11 protein-coding genes and 2 pseudogenes are annotated in these 20,345 nt (G+C 41.4%); 6 read left to right on the top strand and 7 right to left on the bottom strand.

All coding sequences use genetic code 11. From position 1 onward, the window contains the following. Positions 1 to 60: 60 nt before the first annotated feature. Positions 61 to 660 (top strand): annotated as a pseudogene (locus tag I2I13_RS18960) (HU family DNA-binding protein). Positions 661 to 852: 192 nt separating this feature from the next. Here the strand turns inward: I2I13_RS18960 and I2I13_RS18955 are convergent. The 3 genes from I2I13_RS18955 to ahpC form a co-directional block, all read right to left on the bottom strand. Continuing rightward, on the bottom strand, positions 853 to 2,679 hold the full coding sequence (locus I2I13_RS18955) for an endonuclease/exonuclease/phosphatase family protein (protein ID WP_195650225.1): 1,827 nt from the start codon (positions 2,677 to 2,679) through the stop codon (positions 853 to 855). A gap of 134 nt (positions 2,680 to 2,813) precedes the next feature. Continuing rightward, entirely contained in the window at positions 2,814 to 4,364 is a 1,551-nt protein-coding gene (gene ahpF / locus I2I13_RS18950; protein ID WP_148365588.1) for an alkyl hydroperoxide reductase subunit F, read from the bottom strand. Between the two features lie 84 nt (positions 4,365 to 4,448). Then, positions 4,449 to 5,015 (bottom strand): alkyl hydroperoxide reductase subunit C, encoded by a 567-nt coding sequence (gene ahpC / locus I2I13_RS18945; protein WP_004307892.1) that lies wholly within the window; start codon positions 5,013 to 5,015, stop codon positions 4,449 to 4,451. 211 nt (positions 5,016 to 5,226) lie between these two features. On the opposite strand from ahpC, the gene I2I13_RS18940 reads away from it, so the two are divergent. The 3 genes from I2I13_RS18940 (at position 5,227) to I2I13_RS18930 (ending at position 10,578) form a co-directional block, all read left to right on the top strand. Next, positions 5,227 to 5,748, top strand: a complete 522-nt coding sequence (locus I2I13_RS18940) for an NUDIX domain-containing protein (RefSeq protein ID WP_195650224.1) — start codon at positions 5,227 to 5,229, stop codon at positions 5,746 to 5,748. Positions 5,749 to 5,818: 70 nt separating this feature from the next. After that, complete coding sequence (locus I2I13_RS18935; RefSeq protein WP_195650223.1) at positions 5,819 to 8,836, top strand: tetratricopeptide repeat protein; 3,018 nt, start codon at positions 5,819 to 5,821, stop codon at positions 8,834 to 8,836. 20 nt (positions 8,837 to 8,856) lie between these two features. Further along, positions 8,857 to 10,578 (top strand): TonB-dependent receptor, encoded by a 1,722-nt coding sequence (locus I2I13_RS18930; protein WP_148365591.1) that lies wholly within the window; start codon positions 8,857 to 8,859, stop codon positions 10,576 to 10,578. A gap of 101 nt (positions 10,579 to 10,679) precedes the next feature. On the opposite strand, the gene I2I13_RS18925 is transcribed toward I2I13_RS18930, so the two are convergent. Both I2I13_RS18925 and I2I13_RS18920 read right to left on the bottom strand, forming a co-directional pair. Beyond that, a complete protein-coding gene (locus I2I13_RS18925) occupies positions 10,680 to 11,591 on the bottom strand; it encodes an Rpn family recombination-promoting nuclease/putative transposase (protein WP_148365592.1) in 912 nt (303 codons plus the stop codon). A 56-nt stretch (positions 11,592 to 11,647) separates the two neighbouring features. Continuing rightward, positions 11,648 to 12,253, bottom strand: coding sequence for a DNA-binding protein (locus tag I2I13_RS18920; RefSeq protein ID WP_195650222.1), 606 nt, complete (start codon positions 12,251 to 12,253; stop codon positions 11,648 to 11,650). A 338-nt stretch (positions 12,254 to 12,591) separates the two neighbouring features. Between I2I13_RS18920 and topA the strand changes: the two genes are divergently transcribed. Continuing rightward, positions 12,592 to 14,937, top strand: a complete 2,346-nt coding sequence (topA, locus tag I2I13_RS18915; protein ID WP_195650221.1) for a type I DNA topoisomerase — start codon at positions 12,592 to 12,594, stop codon at positions 14,935 to 14,937. Between the two features lie 73 nt (positions 14,938 to 15,010). After that, positions 15,011 to 17,038 (top strand): LruC domain-containing protein, encoded by a 2,028-nt coding sequence (locus I2I13_RS18910; RefSeq protein WP_195650220.1) that lies wholly within the window; start codon positions 15,011 to 15,013, stop codon positions 17,036 to 17,038. 116 nt (positions 17,039 to 17,154) lie between these two features. Here I2I13_RS18910 and argS read toward each other — a convergent pair whose 3' ends face one another. Both argS and I2I13_RS18900 read right to left on the bottom strand, forming a co-directional pair. Next, a complete protein-coding gene (gene argS / locus I2I13_RS18905) occupies positions 17,155 to 18,972 on the bottom strand; it encodes an arginine--tRNA ligase (RefSeq protein WP_148365596.1) in 1,818 nt (605 codons plus the stop codon). A gap of 48 nt (positions 18,973 to 19,020) precedes the next feature. Continuing rightward, positions 19,021 to 20,271: pseudogene (locus I2I13_RS18900) on the bottom strand (response regulator); the annotation flags it as partial. Positions 20,272 to 20,345 lie beyond the last annotated feature (74 nt).

Raw genomic sequence — 20,345 nt, 5'->3', positions numbered from 1 at the left:
ACGAATAAAATCATGCAATCGGAGACAATATTTACTGAATAACTAAAAACAAAATAAAACATGAGTGTTTATTTATGATCTTTATGCCAGTGGCAACCCACAAAAAAGGATGAGCAGCAGCCACTTCACGCACGAGTAATTCCGTCAGGAACTCTTGATGCAAAAAAATTCATAGAGTTGATATCTAAAAGTAATGGCTTCAGTCAAGCTACCATTGAAGGATGCCTGCAAGCTGTTACTGATGAATTACAACATTGGTTAAAACAAGGTTGGATTGTAGAAGTCGGAGAATTAGGGCATTTCTCTTTATCGCTGAAATGCGGTCGGCCGGTAATGGAAAAGAAAGAAATCCGATCTCCTTCTATCCATTTGAACAAAATAAACCTTCGCATCAACAAAAAATTCCGCGAAAGCATGGAACCGTTACAGTTGGAACGTATGGAATCTCCCTATCGCAACGATGGCAGTCTTAATGAAGACAATTGCTGTATCGTCCTTATACAACACTTAGAAGAACAAGGTTGCATCACCCGAGCCGATTTTATGAGACTGGCCGGGATAAATCGGGATAAGGCGATTGGATTATTGAATAAATATATAGAAGAGGGGGTGATACGAAAATATGGAGGAGGCAAGACGGTGGTATATTTAAAGAAATAAAGCGACTAAAAAAATGTGTCAAAAGTGAAGCTATAAAAATACTTCAGAAATTCATAATTTTATTCATATATAAAAAACAAGAGTATAATCAAAGTCGGTGCGAGCTATATCTCTGATTATAAAAATAAAGGCTACAGGAATCATTTATAATCCTGTGGCCTTCATTTCTATATCATTTTTATACAGCATTATCTAAACTGTAATATCCAGTAATACCTCCCCTTTCACATTCAACACCTTAATCCTCAATTCGTCTTTTTTCTTTTCCAGAATCATCACCGTAGCGCTATCCATCTTATATCCTCCACCAATAATGACCGGGTAATTGTTTCCCAACTCACCTTTCGGATGATAGGCATACGTATGAGTATGAGCATTCAGGCTCACATTAAAAGGTGCTTTTTCCAATAATTTAGTCCATAGGTCAGCGCAGAGATTTTTTCCATCATTACCATAAAGCGGAATATGATGAATAAGAACACGTTTCTTCGCTTTCTTGAAGTCTTTGGCAGATAACTCCTCTTTCAGAAAATCGACTTGTTCATTACGTAACTGTGTGAAATCATTCAAATCGTAATACACCCAGTGAGAGTCTAGCTTATCCTCTCCACAATCAAGCATGACAATACGGGTATCGCCCCAATTAAAAGAACCATAGGTCTTATCCCCTACATAGTCATAATGGTCGCGCAGACCGATAGAATAAGCATTGCGAATCTCGTGATTGCCACGCATAAAAAAAGTTGGAATGCGATTACTGCATACACCTTCGGTAAGTTCACTAATAAAAGTCGTTGCCTGTTCGTGGTCGACAGGATCGTCTACACAATCACCATTGAAAACTACAAAGTCATAGTTGATATTCTGTATCTGTTTGCATAAAGCACGAAAGGTTTTTGTATGCTGATGCAAATCATTGAAAACAATAGCAGTGAAAGAATCTGTATCCGTTTCCGGAAGTGTAAATTCAGAGAAATCTGACTGGGCAGTATTTCCGAATACTTTCTTATATGCTTGATAAAGCAATATTTCTTGCGAACATACGCGATAATAATATTTCTGTCCCGGTATTAGATCGTTGATACGTATTTTATGTAGTTTATTATTGCAGACTACCTGCCCGTCAACAATTGTACGAGCGCGTTTCAGTTGAGTAGTGTCTGTTCCATATTCCACCCAACAATATGCTGGAACGGTAGTTTCCCACATAACTGTCATACCATTACCTATGGGATTCTGTAAATAAGGTTTAGTACGGAATATTTTATCTGCCTTTTCAGCGGTACGCAGTTCTACAAGGATAGGGCGATGATCGGAGGCCATCGGTTCATCCAACACTTGAGAGGATATAAGAGCGAAGCCATTAGCATTTGACTTCAATGCAGTAATATAATCTATAGTCTCCTTGGGATCAGGAGCCGGATAAGTAGATTGTTTAGGATTGGAGAGTATCTCGAAGTCTTTCTGTAACTCCTTTATAAAATCGGATTCCGGTTCAGCATTCATGTCCCCAGCCAGAAAAAGAGGCTTTTTATAGGAAGCAGTAAATGACTTCACTATTTCCAGAGACTTCATGCGATCTTCTTCCGTTAATGACAGATGAGTACAACAATAAATATAATCCTCAAATTCTGCCAGAATCAAGGTGCGGGCCTCTTCTCTACCAGGTAAAGGGATAGCTTGTAAACGTAGTGGAACTTGCTTTGTCAGCAGTCCGATTCCATATTTACCTCCATCAAACTCTATGGCAGGTGCAAAACAAGCATGCATCTGTGTACGTTCAGCTATCTCACCCAGCACATATTTCTGTCCGCTCCGACGGGTCATACTGTCTACCTCTTGTATAGCCACAACATCAGGAGAAGCATTATTTATCACATTGGCTACCCGTTGAAAATTACAAATATCATCCATGCCGTTCGCATTTTTAATATTATAAGTCATCAGTCTCAATGTATGCTGGGCCTGTACCGGAAAAATAAATAGGATAACGAAAATTAGTAAAAAGATCTTTTTCATGTTTCTCATTTTTGGGGGTTAATGTTAAGTGCCCCAAAGGTAAGAAAAAAATAAAGGGCAACAAAAATATGTATTCATACCTTTATTGCCTTTACCATGAGTTGTTTGTGTGTGTCCAGTTCTATCTGTACATTTTAAATAATCCCTCTCACTCTATCGTCAAATGCAGAAAGCGCAGCTTTCGCCCCTTCGCCCATAGAGATAATAATTTGCTTATAAGGAACCGTAGAAACATCTCCGGCTGCATAGATACCCGTCACATTCGTACGGCAATGTGCATCAATCATGATTTCGCCCGGACGGTTAGTTTCCACTATGTCGCGGAACACACTGCTATTCGCAGAAAGCCCGATCTGTACAAATACACCATCCAATTCAACCAAACGTTCTTCTTCCGTTTTGCGGTCTTTGATGCGCAGGGCAGTCAGCTTATCACCATTTCCTATCACTTCCGTAGTCTGCGAACTTGCAAACACTTCCACGTTCGGCAATGATTTAAGTCGCTCTTGAAGTACACTGTCTGCTTTCAACTCATCCATAAATTCAAAAACAGTCACTTTGGAGCAGATACCAGCCAAGTCAATGGCTGCCTCAATGCCGGAATTTCCTCCACCTACTACTGCTACATGCTTTCCTTTATAAAACGGACCATCGCAATGAGGACAGAAAGCGACACCACGACCTATATATTCGGCTTCTCCCGGAACATTCAGTTTACGCCAGCTTGCACCAGTTGCAATAATCAGTGCCGGAGCCAGGAATTTCTCACCAACAGAGGTAGTGATCTGCTTCTGTTTTCCAACCACTTCTACTTTTTCTACTTTACGATGCTCCAGTAAATCCACCGGATAGCGTAAGAGATGTGTTTTCAGATTATCGGCAAGTTCATTTCCTGTCGTTTCCGGAACAGAGATTAGATTTTCAATACCTACCGTTTCTTTCACCTGTCCGCCGACACGCTCGGCCACGATAGCTACACGGAGTCCTTTACGGGCAGAATAAATAGCTGCCGATACTCCTGCAGGTCCTCCACCGGCCACAATCACATCATATTCTTTCACCTCTGCATTCGCTTTGGTTTCGTCAATACCATATTGTTCTTCCAACTTGGCAAGCAATTCGCCAAATTCACCACGGCCTACATGAAGTAATTTTCCGTCTGCAAAGACAGAGGGCACTCCTTGTATCTTCAGTGCATCTACTTCATCCTGATAAAGCGCACCGTCTATCATTTCATGCGTAATAGCCGGATTCAAAGTAGTCATTGCATTCAGAGCTTGCACTACGTCAGGACAGTTCGTACAAGTCAACGAAACATAAGTGGTCAGATGTATAGGGCCTTTCAGTGCTTTCACACGGTTGCAAACGGCCTCATCGGGAAAGTTCTTTCCTTTGCCATCCAGATTCAGGATAGCCAGAAGCAACGATGTGAACTCATGTCCGTTAGGAATACCACGGAATGTGATTCCGGTACGGTTGCCATTCTTCAGTAAAGTAAACTTCAACGCGTCTCCCTCATTCACTACACAAGTGATGTGATCGGAACAATCCGCTACATCTCCCAGCAGTTCCACCAGTTCGGTTTTGTTTTCGTGGCCGGATGATACGGATATATCAAAAGTAAAGTTTGCCTCCAGCCCAGCAAAAATACCCCTTAGTTGTTCTTTTAATGCAGATTCTAACATATCTTTTTCCTTTCGTTTTTTGAGAAAAAAGGCCGGCAGCGTCTTCCGTTACCGACCTCCCATAATCACCATTATCAAGATCTATCAAATCTTACCTACCAGGTCGATGCTTGGTTTCAGGGTAGACTCACCCTTCTTCCATTTAGCCGGGCAAACTTCTCCGTCATGGCTGGCTACAAACTGTGCAGCTTCCACTTTACGAAGCAATTCACTTGCATCACGGCCAATATTGTTATCATTCAATTCCACCACTTTAATCTTTCCTTCCGGATTGACAACGAATGTACCGCGATAAGCCATACCCTCTTCTTCGATATATACACCCAGTGCACGGCTCAAAGCGCCAGTCGGGTCTGCCAACATCGGATATTGAATCTTGCGAATACTTTCAGAAGCATCATGCCAAGCTTTGTGCACGAAATGAGAGTCAGTACTTACCGAGTAGATTTCTACCCCCATCGCTTTGAACTGATCGTACTTTTCAGCCATATCCACCAATTCAGTAGGACATACGAAAGTAAAGTCAGCAGGATAGAAGAAAAGAATCGCCCATTTACCTTTCAGGTCATTGTTGGTTACAGTTTTGAAAGCTCCGTTGTGAAAAGCCTGAACGCTGAATTCAGGAAGTTGAGAATTTAAAATTGGTTCCATAATCTTTATTGCTTTTATTGTTATTAATTGATTTGACTTATAACATCAGAAACAACGTTTTGTTTTTTGTTTCTGATGCAAAGATAAAGGCAGCCCCCCCGCCTTTGCAAAAAAAGTCCAATCGAATATTTCTATGCCATGATAGATGAAATTAATAAAAGCATTTTATAACTTTGCAAGCATAAACAAAAACCTGAAAATATATACGATCATGGAACATCCTCTTGCCCAATTCCTATATTGCCCTGAATGCGGTTCCCCTCATTTTGAGGTCAACAACGAGAAATCTAAAAAATGTGCAGATTGCGGCTTTGTCTATTACTTCAATCCTTCTGCCGCCACAGTAGCACTTATCTTGAATGAGAAAAATGAACTGCTTGTCTGCCGACGTGCCAAAGAGCCGGCCAAAGGAACTCTCGACCTACCCGGCGGATTCATCGACATGAATGAAACAGGCGAAGAAGGTGTTATCCGCGAAGTACTGGAAGAAACAGGGCTGAAAGTTAAAAAAGCCGTTTACCAGTTCACACTTCCCAATATTTATGTTTATTCAGGTTTTCCAGTACACACACTTGATATGTTTTTCCTCTGTACCGTAGAAGACATGAGCCATTTCTCCGCCATGGATGATGTAGCAGATTCTCTCTTCCTACCTCTCTCCGAGATTCAACCGGAAGATTTTGGGCTGGATTCTATCCGGCGAGGACTTAAAAAGTTCTTATCTGACAGATAATTCGTTAAAATATAACAAACTACAGAAACATATCCCCTTTCATTCTGTACTTTTGCATAAACACCCGATTATGAAAAAAGAAATTACTAGACTCATTTGTGCGGCTATCTGCTGCACTCCTATGATAGGATTTGCCCAGACAAGTGATAAGTTCACTTCGACCGACAACCTTTATAAAGAAGGGAAAGAACTTTTCCAGGAAAAAAATTATGCAGCCGCCCTACCGGCACTGAAAGCATTTGTAAAACAAAAGCCTGCCGCCAGCCTTCTTCAAGACGCTGAATACATGCTGGCCAGTTCCGCTTATGAACTGAAAGACAAGAACCGGATCGAAATCCTGCGCAAGTATCTCGACCGCTATCCTGACACTCCTTACGCCAACCGTATTTATGCACTATTAGCCTCCTGCTATTTCTATGAAGGAAAATACGACGAAGCACTGGCATTCTTCAACTCTGCCGACCTCGGTCTACTGGGTAATGAGGAACGGGATGACTGCACTTACCAATTGGCTACCTGTTATCTGAAAACCGATAATCTACGAGAAGCCGCAATTTGGTTTGAAACATTGCGCTCCAACAGTCCCAAATATGCTAAAGACTGTGATTATTATCTCTCTTATATCCGCTATACGCAAAAACGCTATAACGAAGCACTGAAAGGTTTCTTGCCGTTGCAGGACGATTCAAAATACAAGGCACTTGTCCCCTATTACATTGCCGAAATTTATGCACAGCTCCAAAACTATGATAAGGCACAGATTGTAGCACAAAACTATCTGTCGGCCTATCCAAATAATGAACATGCCGCAGAAATGTATCGCATTCTGGGAGATGCCTACTACCACTTCGGACAATATCACCAAGCTGTAGAAGCATTCAACAATTACCTGAACAAAGATCATTCGGCTCCACGTCGCGATGCTCTTTATATGTTAGGGCTCTCCTACTATCAGACGAAAGTCTATTCCAAAGCAGCCGAAACATTAGGCAAAGTTACAACTGCCAATGATGCCCTTACTCAAAACGCATATCTCCACATGGGGCTCTCTTATCTGCAACTGGCGGAAAAAAGCAAAGCCCGCATGGCTTTCGAACAGGCAGCCGCCTCCAGTGCCAATATGCAAATCAAGGAACAGGCAGCTTACAATTACGCTCTTTGCCTGCATGAAACTTCCTTCTCCGCTTTCGGCGAATCCGTCACTGCCTTCGAAAAGTTCCTGAATGAATTTCCGACTTCTCCTTACGCTGAAAAAGTCAGCAGCTATTTGGTAGAAGTTTACATGAATACCCGCAGTTATGATGCAGCCCTGAAATCCATCGACCGGATTGCCAAACCAAGTGCACAAATATTGGAAGCCAAACAAAAAATCCTGTTCCAACTAGGTACACAAGCATTTGCCAATGCTGATTTCACACAGGCTATTAAATATCTGAATCAATCCATCGCCATCGGACAATACAACCGGCAGACCAAAGCAGACGCTTACTACTGGTGCGGCGAATCTTACTATCGCCTTAACCGAATGACGGAAGCAACCCGTGACTTCAACGCTTACCTGCAACTCACCACCCAGCCCAATAACGAAATGTACGCACTTGCCAACTACAACTTAGGGTATATCGCTTTCCACCGCAAAGACTATACACAGGCAAGTAACTACTTTCAGAAATATATTCAACTGGAAAAAGGTGAAAATACAACCGCACTTGCCGATGCCTATAACCGTATCGGCGACTGCTACCTGCATGTACGCAGCTTCGAAGAGGCCAAACATTACTACTCACAAGCGGAACAAATGAATACTTCTTCTGGCGACTATTCTTTCTATCAACTCGCTCTCGTATCGGGATTACAGAAAGACTATTCCGGCAAAATCACTTTATTAAACCGACTGGTGGGTAAATATCCTTCTTCTCCTTATGCAGTAAATGCCATTTATGAGAAAGGACGTTCTTATGTCCTGATGGATAACAACAATCAAGCCATTACCTCTTTTAAAGAATTACTGAACAAATACCCCGAAAGCCCTGTCAGCCGGAAAGCCGCTGCAGAAATCGGATTATTGTACTATCAGAAAGGAGACTACAATCAGGCTATCGGAGCTTACAAGGAAGTGATCGAGAAATATCCGGGCAGCGAAGAAGCCCGCCTTGCCATGCGTGACTTGAAATCTATTTATGTAGACTTGAACCGCATCGACGAATTTGCAGCTTTAGCAAATGCCATGCCGGGACATATCCGTTTCGATGCCAATGAACAAGACTCACTTACGTATGCCGCTGCAGAAAAGATTTATATAAAAGGCCGGATGGAAGAAGCCAAAACAAGTTTCAACAAATACTTGCAGACTTTCCCGGAAGGTGCTTTCAGTCTGAATGCGCATTATTACCTCTGCCTGATTGGTAACGAACAGAAGAATTACGATATGGTACTTCTCCATTCCGATAAGTTATTGGAATATCCTAACAACCCATTTGCAGAAGAAGCGCTAATCTTGCGTGCCGAAGTGCAGTTCAACCAACAAAACATGGCTGAAGCATTGGCTAGCTATAAAATGCTGAAAGAAAAAGCAACTAGCGTAGAACGTCGCCAACTTGCCGAAACAGGTATTTTGCGTTGCGCCTTCCTGTTGAGAGATGATATAGAAACCATCCATGCAGCTACTGACCTACTTGCAGAAGCCAAACTAAGTCCGGAGTTAAGGAACGAAGCTCTTTATTACCGTGCTAAAGCCTACGCCAAGCAAAAGGCTGACAAAAAAGCACTGGAAGACTACCGTGAACTGGCTAAAGATACGCGTAACTCTTATGGTGCCGAAGCAAAATATCAGGTTGCACAATCACTTTACGATGCAAAAGAATATGCCGCTGCAGAGAAAGAGTTGCTCAACTATATAGAACAGAGCACACCTCATGCTTATTGGCTGGCACGTAGTTTTGTCCTTCTGTCTGATGTTTACCACGCTACGGGTAAAGATCTGGATGCACGTCAGTATCTGTTAAGTTTGCAACAGAATTACCAGGGTAATGACGATATTCAAAGTATGATTGAAAGCAGACTTCATAAATTGAAAGTTGAGAATTGAGAATTAAAAAATAGAAAAGTATGAAACGATCTTATTATATAATAGGAGGACTCGCATTGGCAATCTCAATGCCATCCTGCCTTCAAGCCCAAACTACCCAACCGAAGGATACGACAATGAACCGCACGGTCGTTGTGGAACAAGAATATAACCCGGACATTATGGATGCTTCGAAAGTGAACGTCCTGCCTAAAGTAGAAGAACCGACAGTGAGTAAGAAAGAGGTGGAATATGCTACGACATTCTTTCCGGCTACTTCTGTTCCGGCAGGTCTGATGCGTCCCTATACCGGAAAAGAAATTCAGCCAGGCACTACTCCCGGATATGTACGTGCCGGATATGGCAATTATGGCAATTTGGATGTTCTTGCCAATTATCTATTCCGCCTGTCAAAGAAAGATAAGCTGAATGTACGTTTCCAAATGGATGGGATGGATGGTAAGTTAACTCTTCCTTTCACAGATGGAGAGAAATGGAACGCTTTCTACTACCGCACACGTGCTAATGTGGATTATACGCATCAATTCGATCAATTGGATTTAAATATTGCCGGAAACTTCGGATTGAGCAACTTCAACTTCCAACCGGAAAGCGTAAACAGCAAGCAGAAATTCACATCCGGTGACTTTCATGCAGGCATTCATTTCATTGATGAGACTGCACCACTGCGTTTCAATGCAGAAACAAATCTGTTGATGTATGAACGCCAGCATAACATGTTCAATGAATCTGAAGCCAATACAGGTATCAAGGAGACAATCATACGTACCAAAGGCGATGTCACGGGAGCTATCGGCGACCAACAATCAATAACTATCGCTTTGGAAATGAACAATCTTCTCTACAGCGGATATACAAAGAATGTTTCCACCGGAGATGAATATTTCAAGAACTACACAACGCTTCTTTTAAATCCATATTATGAACTGGATAATGATGACTGGAAACTGCATATCGGAGCCAATGTAGATTTATCTTTCGGATTTGACAAGTCTTTCCGTATCTCACCCGATATCACTGCACAGTATATTTTTTCTGACAGCTACATTGTTTATGCAAAAGCAACTGGCGGTAAGCAACTGAATGATTTCCGCAGATTAGAAAACATCTGTCCTTACGGTGAACTGCCGGAGGCAAATACCACTGCTACTTTGGGATATGTACAACGTCCTTATGATACTTACGAGCAAATCAACGGTAGTATCGGATTCAAAGCAAGCCCTTATCCGGGACTTTGGTTCAACGTGTTCGGTGGTTATCAAAATCTAAAGAACGACTTATCTTATTTAGGTTTTGACCCGAGTAATATTCATTCAGGCTCTTATCTTACTTTTGCTCAAGATAATACAGATAATCTCTACCTTGGCGGTGAAATCAGTTACGATTACAAAGATATCCTCGGAATATCAGCTAAATACACTTATCATAATTGGGACAGCAAAACAGAGGAATATCTGTTGGCTGTGAAACCCGTCAGTGAAATGTCTTTCAATGTACGTATTCATCCGATCTCTGCTCTTAACATAAATCTGGGCTATGATTACATCAGCCGGAAAGAAGTGAAAGAATATGCAAAAATGACCGCAATTAATGATTTGCATATCGGAGCCAGCTATAATGTATTCAAAGGAGTATCCGTTTATGCGCAAGTACATAACCTGCTGAATAAGAAATATCAATATTATTTGGGTTATCCTACAGAAGGATTCAACTTCTTAGGAGGATTGAGTTTCCGGTTCTAAATTAATGAAAGGGGCGTTTCCATTTCCGGATAACGCCCCTTCTCAAAAACTTAAACTTCAATTATTCCGTTGTCTCCACCACAAATCCGCCACCAATAGATTTATAAGCCTTGTATTTCTTCTACCGACAGACCTGTTATCTGTGAAATAGTATTAATAGGAATATTCAAAATCTTCATATTACGTGCTGTTTCTTTTTTTTCTTCCGCACGACCTTCTGCACGACCTTCTGCACGACCTTCCGCACGACCTTCCGCACGTTCTGTTAATATATTATCTTTCAATATTACAATATTATCCAAATGACGATAATATGCTTCAAGTTCGGTTTTCGTCATTTTATCAAGTTTCAATCGTTCACGAGCCTCCGTCAAACCGGGAGCAGTAGCACTATCAGGAATATCACCTGTATTCAGATAGCCAATCCATTCTTCCAACGGGCTCTTGGCAACCTGATTAAAGTCATTCACCTTTAGTATATAATATTCAGGATAAAGCTGGCTGACAGCATCGACCTTAAACGTCTGTTTTTGGAACGGAGTCAACTCCAGTACATCATTCTGATGAATCCCTCTGAATTCCGTTTTACCATGATATACTATATCCTTTCCATTGCCTAATGAAAAATAGACAATATTGACGCTATACACTTTACGTACTTTATCATAACCTTCTCCACGATTGATGTACTCGGTCACCAATTTAGAAGTACCAAACAACATACGTTGGAAATAAGCATACTCATTGTTATTCTGAACTTCAATCAGAATAAGTTCTCCTTTAGAGTTCTCCGCAAGCATATCAACACGATTATACTTATCAAACTCATCTTCTTGATTACCCTCACTTTCCAACAATTTCTGAATGACAATCTTTTCATTGAGAAGAGTAGTCAGAAAGCCTTCAAGAACTGCAAAATTGGCTTTATTACGCAATAAGCGTTTCATAGCCCAATCGAAACGAATATAATTACTGGCCATAGGTTCGTCTCCTTTCCCATTTTCTTTTTTCATGCAAACAAAGGTAAGCAGAAAATGTTTAATATCAAGTATATATCCGATAAAATGGTTCATCCAGCCTTAATATATACGACCGAACGTCCTGAACCATATTTTTTCAAAATTCCTTTTTCAATAAATGCATTAATATCCTGCAATGCCTGTGTTTTTGTCTTTCCAACAAGTAAGGCATAATCCTGCCGGTTAATACATGGATTCTTTTCCAAGAATTTATTAAGTCGCTGCAAGCACTTTTCTTCTGCCAATAGATTCTTCCCACGAAAAGGCGAATGATAACGTTGTAATACCAATTCAGTCTCAATATCCTTCTTAAACTGACGGTTGATTCTCAAATTAATATCTTTAAGAGATACTGACGGTGAACGCAAGTCTTTTGAATCAGTCACTTCTTTGTTCACACTCAAAGAAAGAGTAAAATAGCCAATATCACCCAATTCAACGGAAAATCCCTTCAAAAGCAAATGTCTCAATTCTTTCGAAATAGCTTCTATGACACCCACCACTTGTGCATGAGGCATATGCTGAAATGCAGTCACTTGTTCTACAAATTCTTCGGCTGTATAACTTCCCTTCAAAACGACACGTGCATGCAAAGGTTGTTCTTCCCCACTTTTTGTGAGATCGGGAGTCTCATAAAGATCATAATTTACACTCATTATCTATTCGTATTTCATTAGGAAAGATTAAACTCCACTTCCCTATTATTAATTATTTATCATGCTATCGAATCTTCGTTCGACTTAAGTCAAGCGATAGTTTTAGTTAAGTCAAGCGATAGTTCAACTTAAGTCAAACGAAAACCAACTTACTAATGAGACAAATGTACGTAGAATATAGAGAAACTAACCTATACCAATTGATATTTTATTTCCTGCAATAAAATGTAAATCTTAAGATTTTATTAAATTCTCCTTATATTATAAGGTAAGGAGAATCTTTTTTTTTACTTTTGTCCCCGAATATTGTGGTACAAGCCATTATAAAAGAAAGAATTATGCAGAAAAACCTTGTCATTGTCGAGTCTCCGGCAAAAGCAAAAACGATTGAAAAGTTTCTTGGGAAAGATTTTAAAGTCCTTTCTAGTTACGGACATATACGTGATCTGAAGAAAAAAGAATTCAGCATCGACGTAGAGAAGAATTTTACACCCAGCTACGAAATTCCGGCAGACAAAAAGGCTCTGGTTAACACGCTGAAGACAGAAGCTAAAGACGCAGAAACCGTATGGCTCGCATCCGATGAGGACCGCGAAGGAGAAGCGATTGCCTGGCATCTTTATGAGGTCTTAAAACTAAAACCGGAAAACACAAAACGAATCGTATTTCATGAAATTACGAAAAGCGCTATCTTAAAAGCGATTGAACAACCACGAGACATAGACCTCAATCTCGTAAATGCACAGCAAGCACGACGGATTCTGGATCGTATCGTAGGTTTCGAACTCTCTCCCGTGCTTTGGAGAAAAGTGAAACCGGCACTTTCTGCCGGACGTGTTCAGTCAGTTGCTGTCCGCCTGATCGTTGAACGTGAACGTGAAATACATGCTTTCCAAACGGAAGCTGCTTATCGTATCACTGCCGTATTCCTCGTTCCGGACACGGACGGAAAACTGGTGGAAATGAAAGCTGAACTGGCTCGCCGTATCAAAACAAAAGAAGAAGCAAAAGCTTTCCTCAACGCATGTCAGGGAGCAAGCTTTGCTATCGACGATATCACTACCCGCCCGGTCAAGAAAACACCTCCTGCTCCGTTCACAACATCTACGTTGCAACAGGAAGCCGCACGTAAACTGGGATATACCGTAGCGCAGACCATGATGCTCGCGCAACGCTTATACGAATCGGGATTCATCACTTATATGCGTACGGACTCTGTCAACCTCTCGGAATTTGCGACAGCAGGCAGTAAAGACGCTATCATTAAAATGATGGGCGACCGTTACGTACATCCCCGCCATTTCGAAACAAAGACTAAGGGTGCACAAGAAGCGCATGAGGCCATCCGTCCTACCTATATGGAAAACCAGTCCATTGAAGGAACAGCACAGGAAAAGAAACTGTACGACTTGATATGGAAACGTACCATTGCCTCACAAATGGCAGATGCGGAACTGGAAAAAACAACTGCTACCATAACAATAAGTGGCAGCAGCGATGTATTTACAGCCATCGGTGAAGTGATTAAGTTTGACGGATTCCTGCGTGTATACCGTGAATCTTATGACGATGACAACGAACAGGAAGATGAGAGCCACCTGCTTCCTCCTCTGGAAAAAGGCCAGAAGTTGGAACACGGTCCTATCACCGCAACAGAACGTTTCACCCAACGTCCTCCACGCTATACGGAAGCAAGTCTTGTACGCAAGTTGGAAGAACTGGGTATCGGACGTCCGTCTACGTATGCACCTACTATCTCTACCATCCAGCAACGCGAATATGTGGAAAAAGGTAATAAAGACGGGGAAGAACGGCAGTTTAATGTCATGACATTGAAAGATCGTCAGATTAAGGATGAAAACCATACTGAAATTACCGGTGCAGAAAAGGCGAAGTTATTCCCGACAGACACCGGCACTGTGGTAAATGATTTCCTTACCGAATATTTCCCGGACATTCTGGATTTCAACTTTACCGCCAGCGTAGAAAAGGAATTTGACGAGATTGCAGAAGGAGAAGTGAAATGGACTTCTATCATGAAGAATTTCTATGATAAGTTCCATCCGTCTGTAGAAAACACATTGGCTATCAAGACGGAACATAAAGTAGGCGAACGTATTCTGGGAGAAGAACCAGGAACAGGTAAGACTGTTTCTGTTAAGATTGGTCGCTTCGGTCCTGTTGTACAGATTGGTACTGTAGAAGATGAAGAAAAACCACGCTTTGCACAAATGAAAAAAGGTCAATCCATGGAAACCATCACTTTGGAAGATGCACTGGAATTATTCAAATTACCTCGTACACTGGGCGAATATGAAGGAAAATCAGTCAGTGTAGGCGTAGGCCGTTTCGGTCCGTATGTCCTGCATAATAAGGTATATGTATCACTCCCGAAAACACTTGACCCGATGGAAATTACTTTGGAAGAGGCAGAACAGTTGATTCTGGAGAAACGCCAGAAGGAAGCGGAACGCCACATCAAGACGTTTGAAGAGGAGCCGGAACTTGAGATTCTGAATGGACGTTACGGACCTTATATTACCTATAAGGGTTCCAATTATAAAATACCTAAAGATATCGTCCCGCAGGATTTGAGTTTGGCTAGCTGTTTGGAACTCATCAAATTGCAAGATGAAAAAGGACCAGCGACCACAAAAAAAGGACGATTCGCAAAAAAGAAATAAAAAAAACAGAAAAAGAGCAAATTATATAATTAAATGTATATATTTGCTCTTTATCTATTTAATACACAAACTTATGAAGCAAACAAATTTAAAGTATTTAATGATAGGAGCACTTATCATATCTTCCATCAGTTGCATGGACAAAGAGCGTGACTTATCCTGGGAGAGAAGACATATGCCAAAAGAAGCATACTTCGACTTCAACATGACCCAAGCTGTTGCTTTGGATATTGATTATTGTTTTAAAAGCGAAAATTATCGTGTCCTTTTTGATGTTTACGATCAAGATCCCATTGAATACTCAACTGACGGCACCGCGTCCAAAAAAGACATAGAGCCTATCTACCGCGCAGTTACAGATGAAGATGGCAAATTCAGCGGGGAGATGAATAATATCTCGGCGGACATCTCGGAAGTATGGTTATCATCGGATTATTTAGCTACCGTATCTCCTCTTAAACTAACGATTGACGAGAGTCATCGGCTTTTATTTAATCAAGATGCATATATCGCTGCCTTACGTTCACAAACGGCATCAAAAACCAGAGGAGTAACCACGAACCAACATACCTATCTAAAAGAATGGAATGTTCTTCCCGATGCAGACTGGGATGACAGAGGAAGACCAACCAACCTGGAACCTAAAATAAATATACCGCCGGCAGACGTACTATACAACATCAAGTATGTTTTCCGAAAGGTTACAGTCAAAGATGAAAACGGTAAAAACAAGGTTATGAACATCAGTCAGAATTATCCGGAGTTTTTTGATGGTACCATTAAAATGACTTCAGATATTCCAATTGTTAACCCGACCGAAGTGAGCCTCGTATTTATAACCAGCTCTGCTGCATGGTACAATACAGTTGGATATTATACCTATCCGACCGATAATCCGCCCCAGAGCGCAAGTGATATAAAACAAATAATCGCATTTCCAAACACCTCTCCTATTTACAAGACTTTAGGAGCAGGAGCATTAGTGTGTGGCGAAGAAATAAAACTCAAATATTGGAATGAAGCTACACAAGAATACGAGGACAAATTTCCCGCCGGAGTCACAATTGGCTGGTGCCTGCAAGGTATGGGATTCAAGAGCAAACTCACCTCAGAAACAGATAAAGACAAAGTGGGTGATATTATAAAAGGTATGGGAGCACGCTACTCCACCAGGAATCTAAACACGAATAATACACAAAGAACCGTATCTCTCCGTGATTCCAAGTCCGGGCAGATTGTAGCGGTAGGATTTGAAGATAATACTGACTTTGATTATGCAGATGCCATATTCTATATTCATACGTCAGAAAAGAATGCGATTGACCCAACATTGCCTTCACTGCCTGAGGCCCCCGAAGCAATTCCTGAGCAATATAAAATTTCTTATTCCGGCACACTGGCTTTTGAAGATTTATGGCCTAAGTTAGGTGATTACGATATGAATGACGTAATGGTAAAGTACACCAGTACCATGACCCGAAACGCTCTCGACAATCGCATTTACGAAATAGAAGACAAGTTTATCTTACAGCACTGTGGAGGTTATCTGCAAAACGGATTTGGATATCAATTCCACAAGCTCTCAAACAGCAATGTCAAGAGTGTAAAAATAACGGGGCCTGATGCCAATGGTTTATCAAGTTCTATATACATGGAAGGAAAAGAAACAGAGCCTGGACAGTCTCACCCAACCATTTTGTTGTATGACGACATGACCAAATTCAAAAACGTCACTGATGAATCAAAGAAAGAATATACTGTAACCATCACGCTTGATGGAGCCAGTGAGAAAGATGTGGTACCTCCTTACAATCCGTTTATCTTCATCTGTTCCAATGAGGGTAGAGGCAAAGAATTACATCTGATAAATTACCCCCCGACTGACAAAGCCGACTTATCAATACTGGGAACCGGAAAAGACATCTACAGACCGGAAGAAGGGATGTATTATGTTTCAGCAGACTTGATGCCGTTTGCTATCAATATGCCGGTAAGTAATCTCCCGGTTCCGGAGGAAGGGAAACGAATCGATCAATCATATCCTAAGTTCGCAGGATGGGTATCATCGAATGGGAAACAAAATAAAGATTGGTACAAATAAAGATTAATACGATTTAAATAAGAGCAGGCCGGATATTGGATGGGGAGAATAAAACATGCGGGGTTCCTTTTATATAAAAGAAACCCCGCAAAAGTATATTTTATTCAGAGAAAGTCTTACATTCTGGAAGGAACCTCGATACCCAGTAAATTCATTCCTAAGCGAATGACTTTAGCCACATTAGCAGACAGAGCGATACGGAATACTTTCACCGCTTCATTCTCTTCGCGCAGAATACTATAGTCATGATAGAACTGATTGTATTCTTTCACCAAGTCATAAGTATAATTGGCAATAATAGACGGGCTGTAATCTTCACCAGCTTGTTTTACAACAGCAGCAAAGTCGGCAACCATCTGAATCAACCCTTCTTCCTTCTCACTCAATTCAATACCAGCCGGAATCTGTTCAGGAATTGTGATACCTGATTCGGCAGCTTTCCGAAGTACAGACTGGATACGTGCGTAGGTGTATTGGATAAACGGACCTGTATTACCATTGAAGTCGATAGATTCTTTCGGATTGAATGTCATATTCTTACGGGCATCGACTTTCAGAATGAAATATTTCAATGCTCCCAGCCCCACAATACGGGCAATATCATCAGCTTCTTCCTGTGTCAAACCATCCAGTTTTCCAAGTTCTTGTGAAGTTTCTTTAGCAGTGGCAATCATTTCCTCCATCAAGTCGTCAGCATCAACTACCGTACCCTCACGGGATTTCATCTTACCTTCCGGCAGTTCCACCATTCCGTAAGAGAAGTGTACCAGACTCTTACCCCATTCGAAACCAAGTTTATCGAGCAAGATAGAAAGCACCTGGAAGTGATAGTTCTGTTCGTTACCTACTACATAAATCATCTTATTAATCGGGTAATCGGCAAAACGAAGTTTAGCCGTACCGATATCCTGTGTCATATAAACAGAAGTACCGTCACCACGGAGAAGGAGTTTATGATCCAGTCCTTCGGCAGTCAGGTCGGCCCATACGGAACCGTCTTCTTTCTTGTAGAAGAAACCTTTTTCCAGACCTTCCATAACCTTTTCTTTTCCTTCGAGGTAAGTATTGGATTCATAATAGATCTTATCGAAGCTGACACCCATCTTCTTGTAGGTTTCGTCGAATCCGGCATATACCCAATTGTTCATCATTTCCCACAATCCGCGTACTTCCGGATCACCGGCTTCCCACTTCACCAGCATTTCGCGGGCTTCCTGCATCAACGGAGATTCAGCTTCAGCCTTTGCCTTCGCCTCATCATCACTCATTCCCTGCGCTGTAAATTTAACCATCAGCTCCTTTACTTCCGCTTTATAATGCTTATCGAAAGATACATAATAATCGCCTACCAGATGGTCCCCCTTCTTACCCGAAGTTTCAGGAGTTTCACCGTTTCCGTATTTCTTCCATGCCAGCATGGACTTACAGATGTGGATACCACGGTCGTTTACAATATTTGTTTTGACTACCTTATTGCCGTTTGCCGCTACAATGTTAGCCAATGCGTTGCCTAAAAGGTTATTACGCACGTGTCCCAAGTGAAGCGGTTTGTTTGTATTCGGAGAAGAATACTCAATCATCACCAATGGAGAAGCGTCAGTAACCTGCACCAAGCCGTACTGTTCATCTGCCTGGATTTCGTTCAGCAACTCAATCCATGTAGCCGATGCAATAGTCAGGTTCAAGAAGCCTTTTATCACATTAAACGCTGCTACAGCCGGATCGTTTACCTTCAGATATTCACCAATTTCCTGTGCCGTTTGTTCCGGTCCTTTTTTTGACATCTTCAGGAAAGGAAATACCACCAACGTCAAATGTCCTTCAAATTCTTTCTTCGTTTTCTGCAACTGCACCATCTTTTCAGGGACTTCCTGACCGTAAAGTGCTTTGAGTCCGCTGATAACGGACGCTACAAGTTTATCTTCTATCTTCATATTTACAATTATTTTCTGTGCACAAAGATACAGGATAATTTATAAAGGTTACTCTTCTGAAGCAGAATTATTCTTCGCACCACGCTGATATATAGAAGGTGAGACTCCAAATTGCATCTTAAAACGCCTGCTAAAATAGAACGGATCATCAATACCTACGCGGTAAGAAACTTCGGCGACTGTCAGATTTTCATCAGAAAGTAACAGTTCCGCCGCTTTTTTCATACGGATGATGCGCAAGTATTCATTAGGAGCATATCCGGTTACACCACGTATTTTTTTGTAAAAAGCAGTACGTCCCATCTTCATTATGGAAGCAAATTCATCAATCGTAAGGTCAGGACGGGCAAGATGTTTCTCCAGAACAACAGTCAGACGGTCGGCAAATTCTTTATCCCTGTCCGTGGAGCATACCACCGGACGCATGATGCCCGGTTCATTCAGATATTTCTCACGGAGCTTGTCGCGCTGCTCTATCAATTGGAACACACGTGCCAACAGCAGTTTGATGCTGAACGGCTTGGGAATATAAGCATCTGCTCCCGATTCTATACCTTCAAGGTACTTTTCCGGTGAGTTCAGCGCAGTCAACAAAATAATAGGGATATGGCTCGTATCAAAGTCCGATTTCAGTTTCTTCGTCACTTCAAATCCGGTCATTCCGGGCATCAATACATCACAGATAATGAGATCGGCATCATAGGAACGTGCCTTTTCAAAACCTAAAGTTCCGTCCGCCGCTACTTCCACTTCGAAATAAGCACCGATTTCTTCTTTCAGGAATTGACGGATATCATTATCATCTTCAATAATCAATATCTTCCGCTTATTCAATGGATTATCCACTTTTTCGTATTCCGGCAGTTCCTCCTGTTCGTCTCCAAGAAAATCAGTGGGTTCTGCCAAGTGTCCGGTATGAATATTGGCATCTTTCAGCAATGCATTATTGGGAACTAAAAAGTCTTTTTCGTTATAAGCGGACTTGTCGGTTGGAATAGACACGGTAAATATAGAACCGCCACCCTCATTTTCCGCATACTTGATAGTTCCTTTATGAACCTGTACCAACTCATGCGTCAGATGCAGCCCCACTCCGATACTATCTCCAGAAAAATTACTTTGCATGAAACGCTTGAATAATTCCGCCTGCTTCTCTTTCGGTATACCCACTCCCGAATCTGAAACCTGTATCTGCAACTGTTGTTTCGCCTCATCCACCGTTACTGACAATACAATATGTCCGTTGGAAGGGGTATATTTAAACGCATTCGATAACAGATTGTAGGTTACCTTATCCAGGGCAGACGCATTATATTTTTTACTATCCCACTCCTGTTTTTATTCTATTTATATGATTGATTATTAACTTATTA

Origin of the sequence: Bacteroides sp. D55t1_190419_B8, from assembly GCF_015558905.1 — a bacterium.
Lineage (GTDB): Bacteria > Bacteroidota > Bacteroidia > Bacteroidales > Bacteroidaceae > Bacteroides > Bacteroides vicugnae.
This window is presented reverse-complemented; position numbering and strand designations above follow the sequence as displayed.

Excerpts from the sequence above, each read along its gene's own strand:
- I2I13_RS18955 (WP_195650225.1), bottom strand. The coding sequence starts at position 2,679 with ATGAAAAAGATCTTTTTACTAATTTTCGTTATCCTATTTATTTTTCCG.
- ahpF (WP_148365588.1), bottom strand. The coding sequence starts at position 4,364 with ATGTTAGAATCTGCATTAAAAGAACAACTAAGGGGTATTTTTGCTGGG.
- ahpC (WP_004307892.1), bottom strand. The coding sequence starts at position 5,015 with ATGGAACCAATTTTAAATTCTCAACTTCCTGAATTCAGCGTTCAGGCT.
- I2I13_RS18940 (WP_195650224.1), top strand. The coding sequence starts at position 5,227 with ATGGAACATCCTCTTGCCCAATTCCTATATTGCCCTGAATGCGGTTCC.
- I2I13_RS18935 (WP_195650223.1), top strand. The coding sequence starts at position 5,819 with ATGAAAAAAGAAATTACTAGACTCATTTGTGCGGCTATCTGCTGCACT.
- I2I13_RS18930 (WP_148365591.1), top strand. The coding sequence starts at position 8,857 with ATGAAACGATCTTATTATATAATAGGAGGACTCGCATTGGCAATCTCA.
- I2I13_RS18925 (WP_148365592.1), bottom strand. The coding sequence starts at position 11,591 with ATGAAAAAAGAAAATGGGAAAGGAGACGAACCTATGGCCAGTAATTAT.
- I2I13_RS18920 (WP_195650222.1), bottom strand. The coding sequence starts at position 12,253 with ATGAGTGTAAATTATGATCTTTATGAGACTCCCGATCTCACAAAAAGT.
- topA (WP_195650221.1), top strand. The coding sequence starts at position 12,592 with ATGCAGAAAAACCTTGTCATTGTCGAGTCTCCGGCAAAAGCAAAAACG.
- I2I13_RS18910 (WP_195650220.1), top strand. The coding sequence starts at position 15,011 with ATGAAGCAAACAAATTTAAAGTATTTAATGATAGGAGCACTTATCATA.
- argS (WP_148365596.1), bottom strand. The coding sequence starts at position 18,972 with ATGAAGATAGAAGATAAACTTGTAGCGTCCGTTATCAGCGGACTCAAA.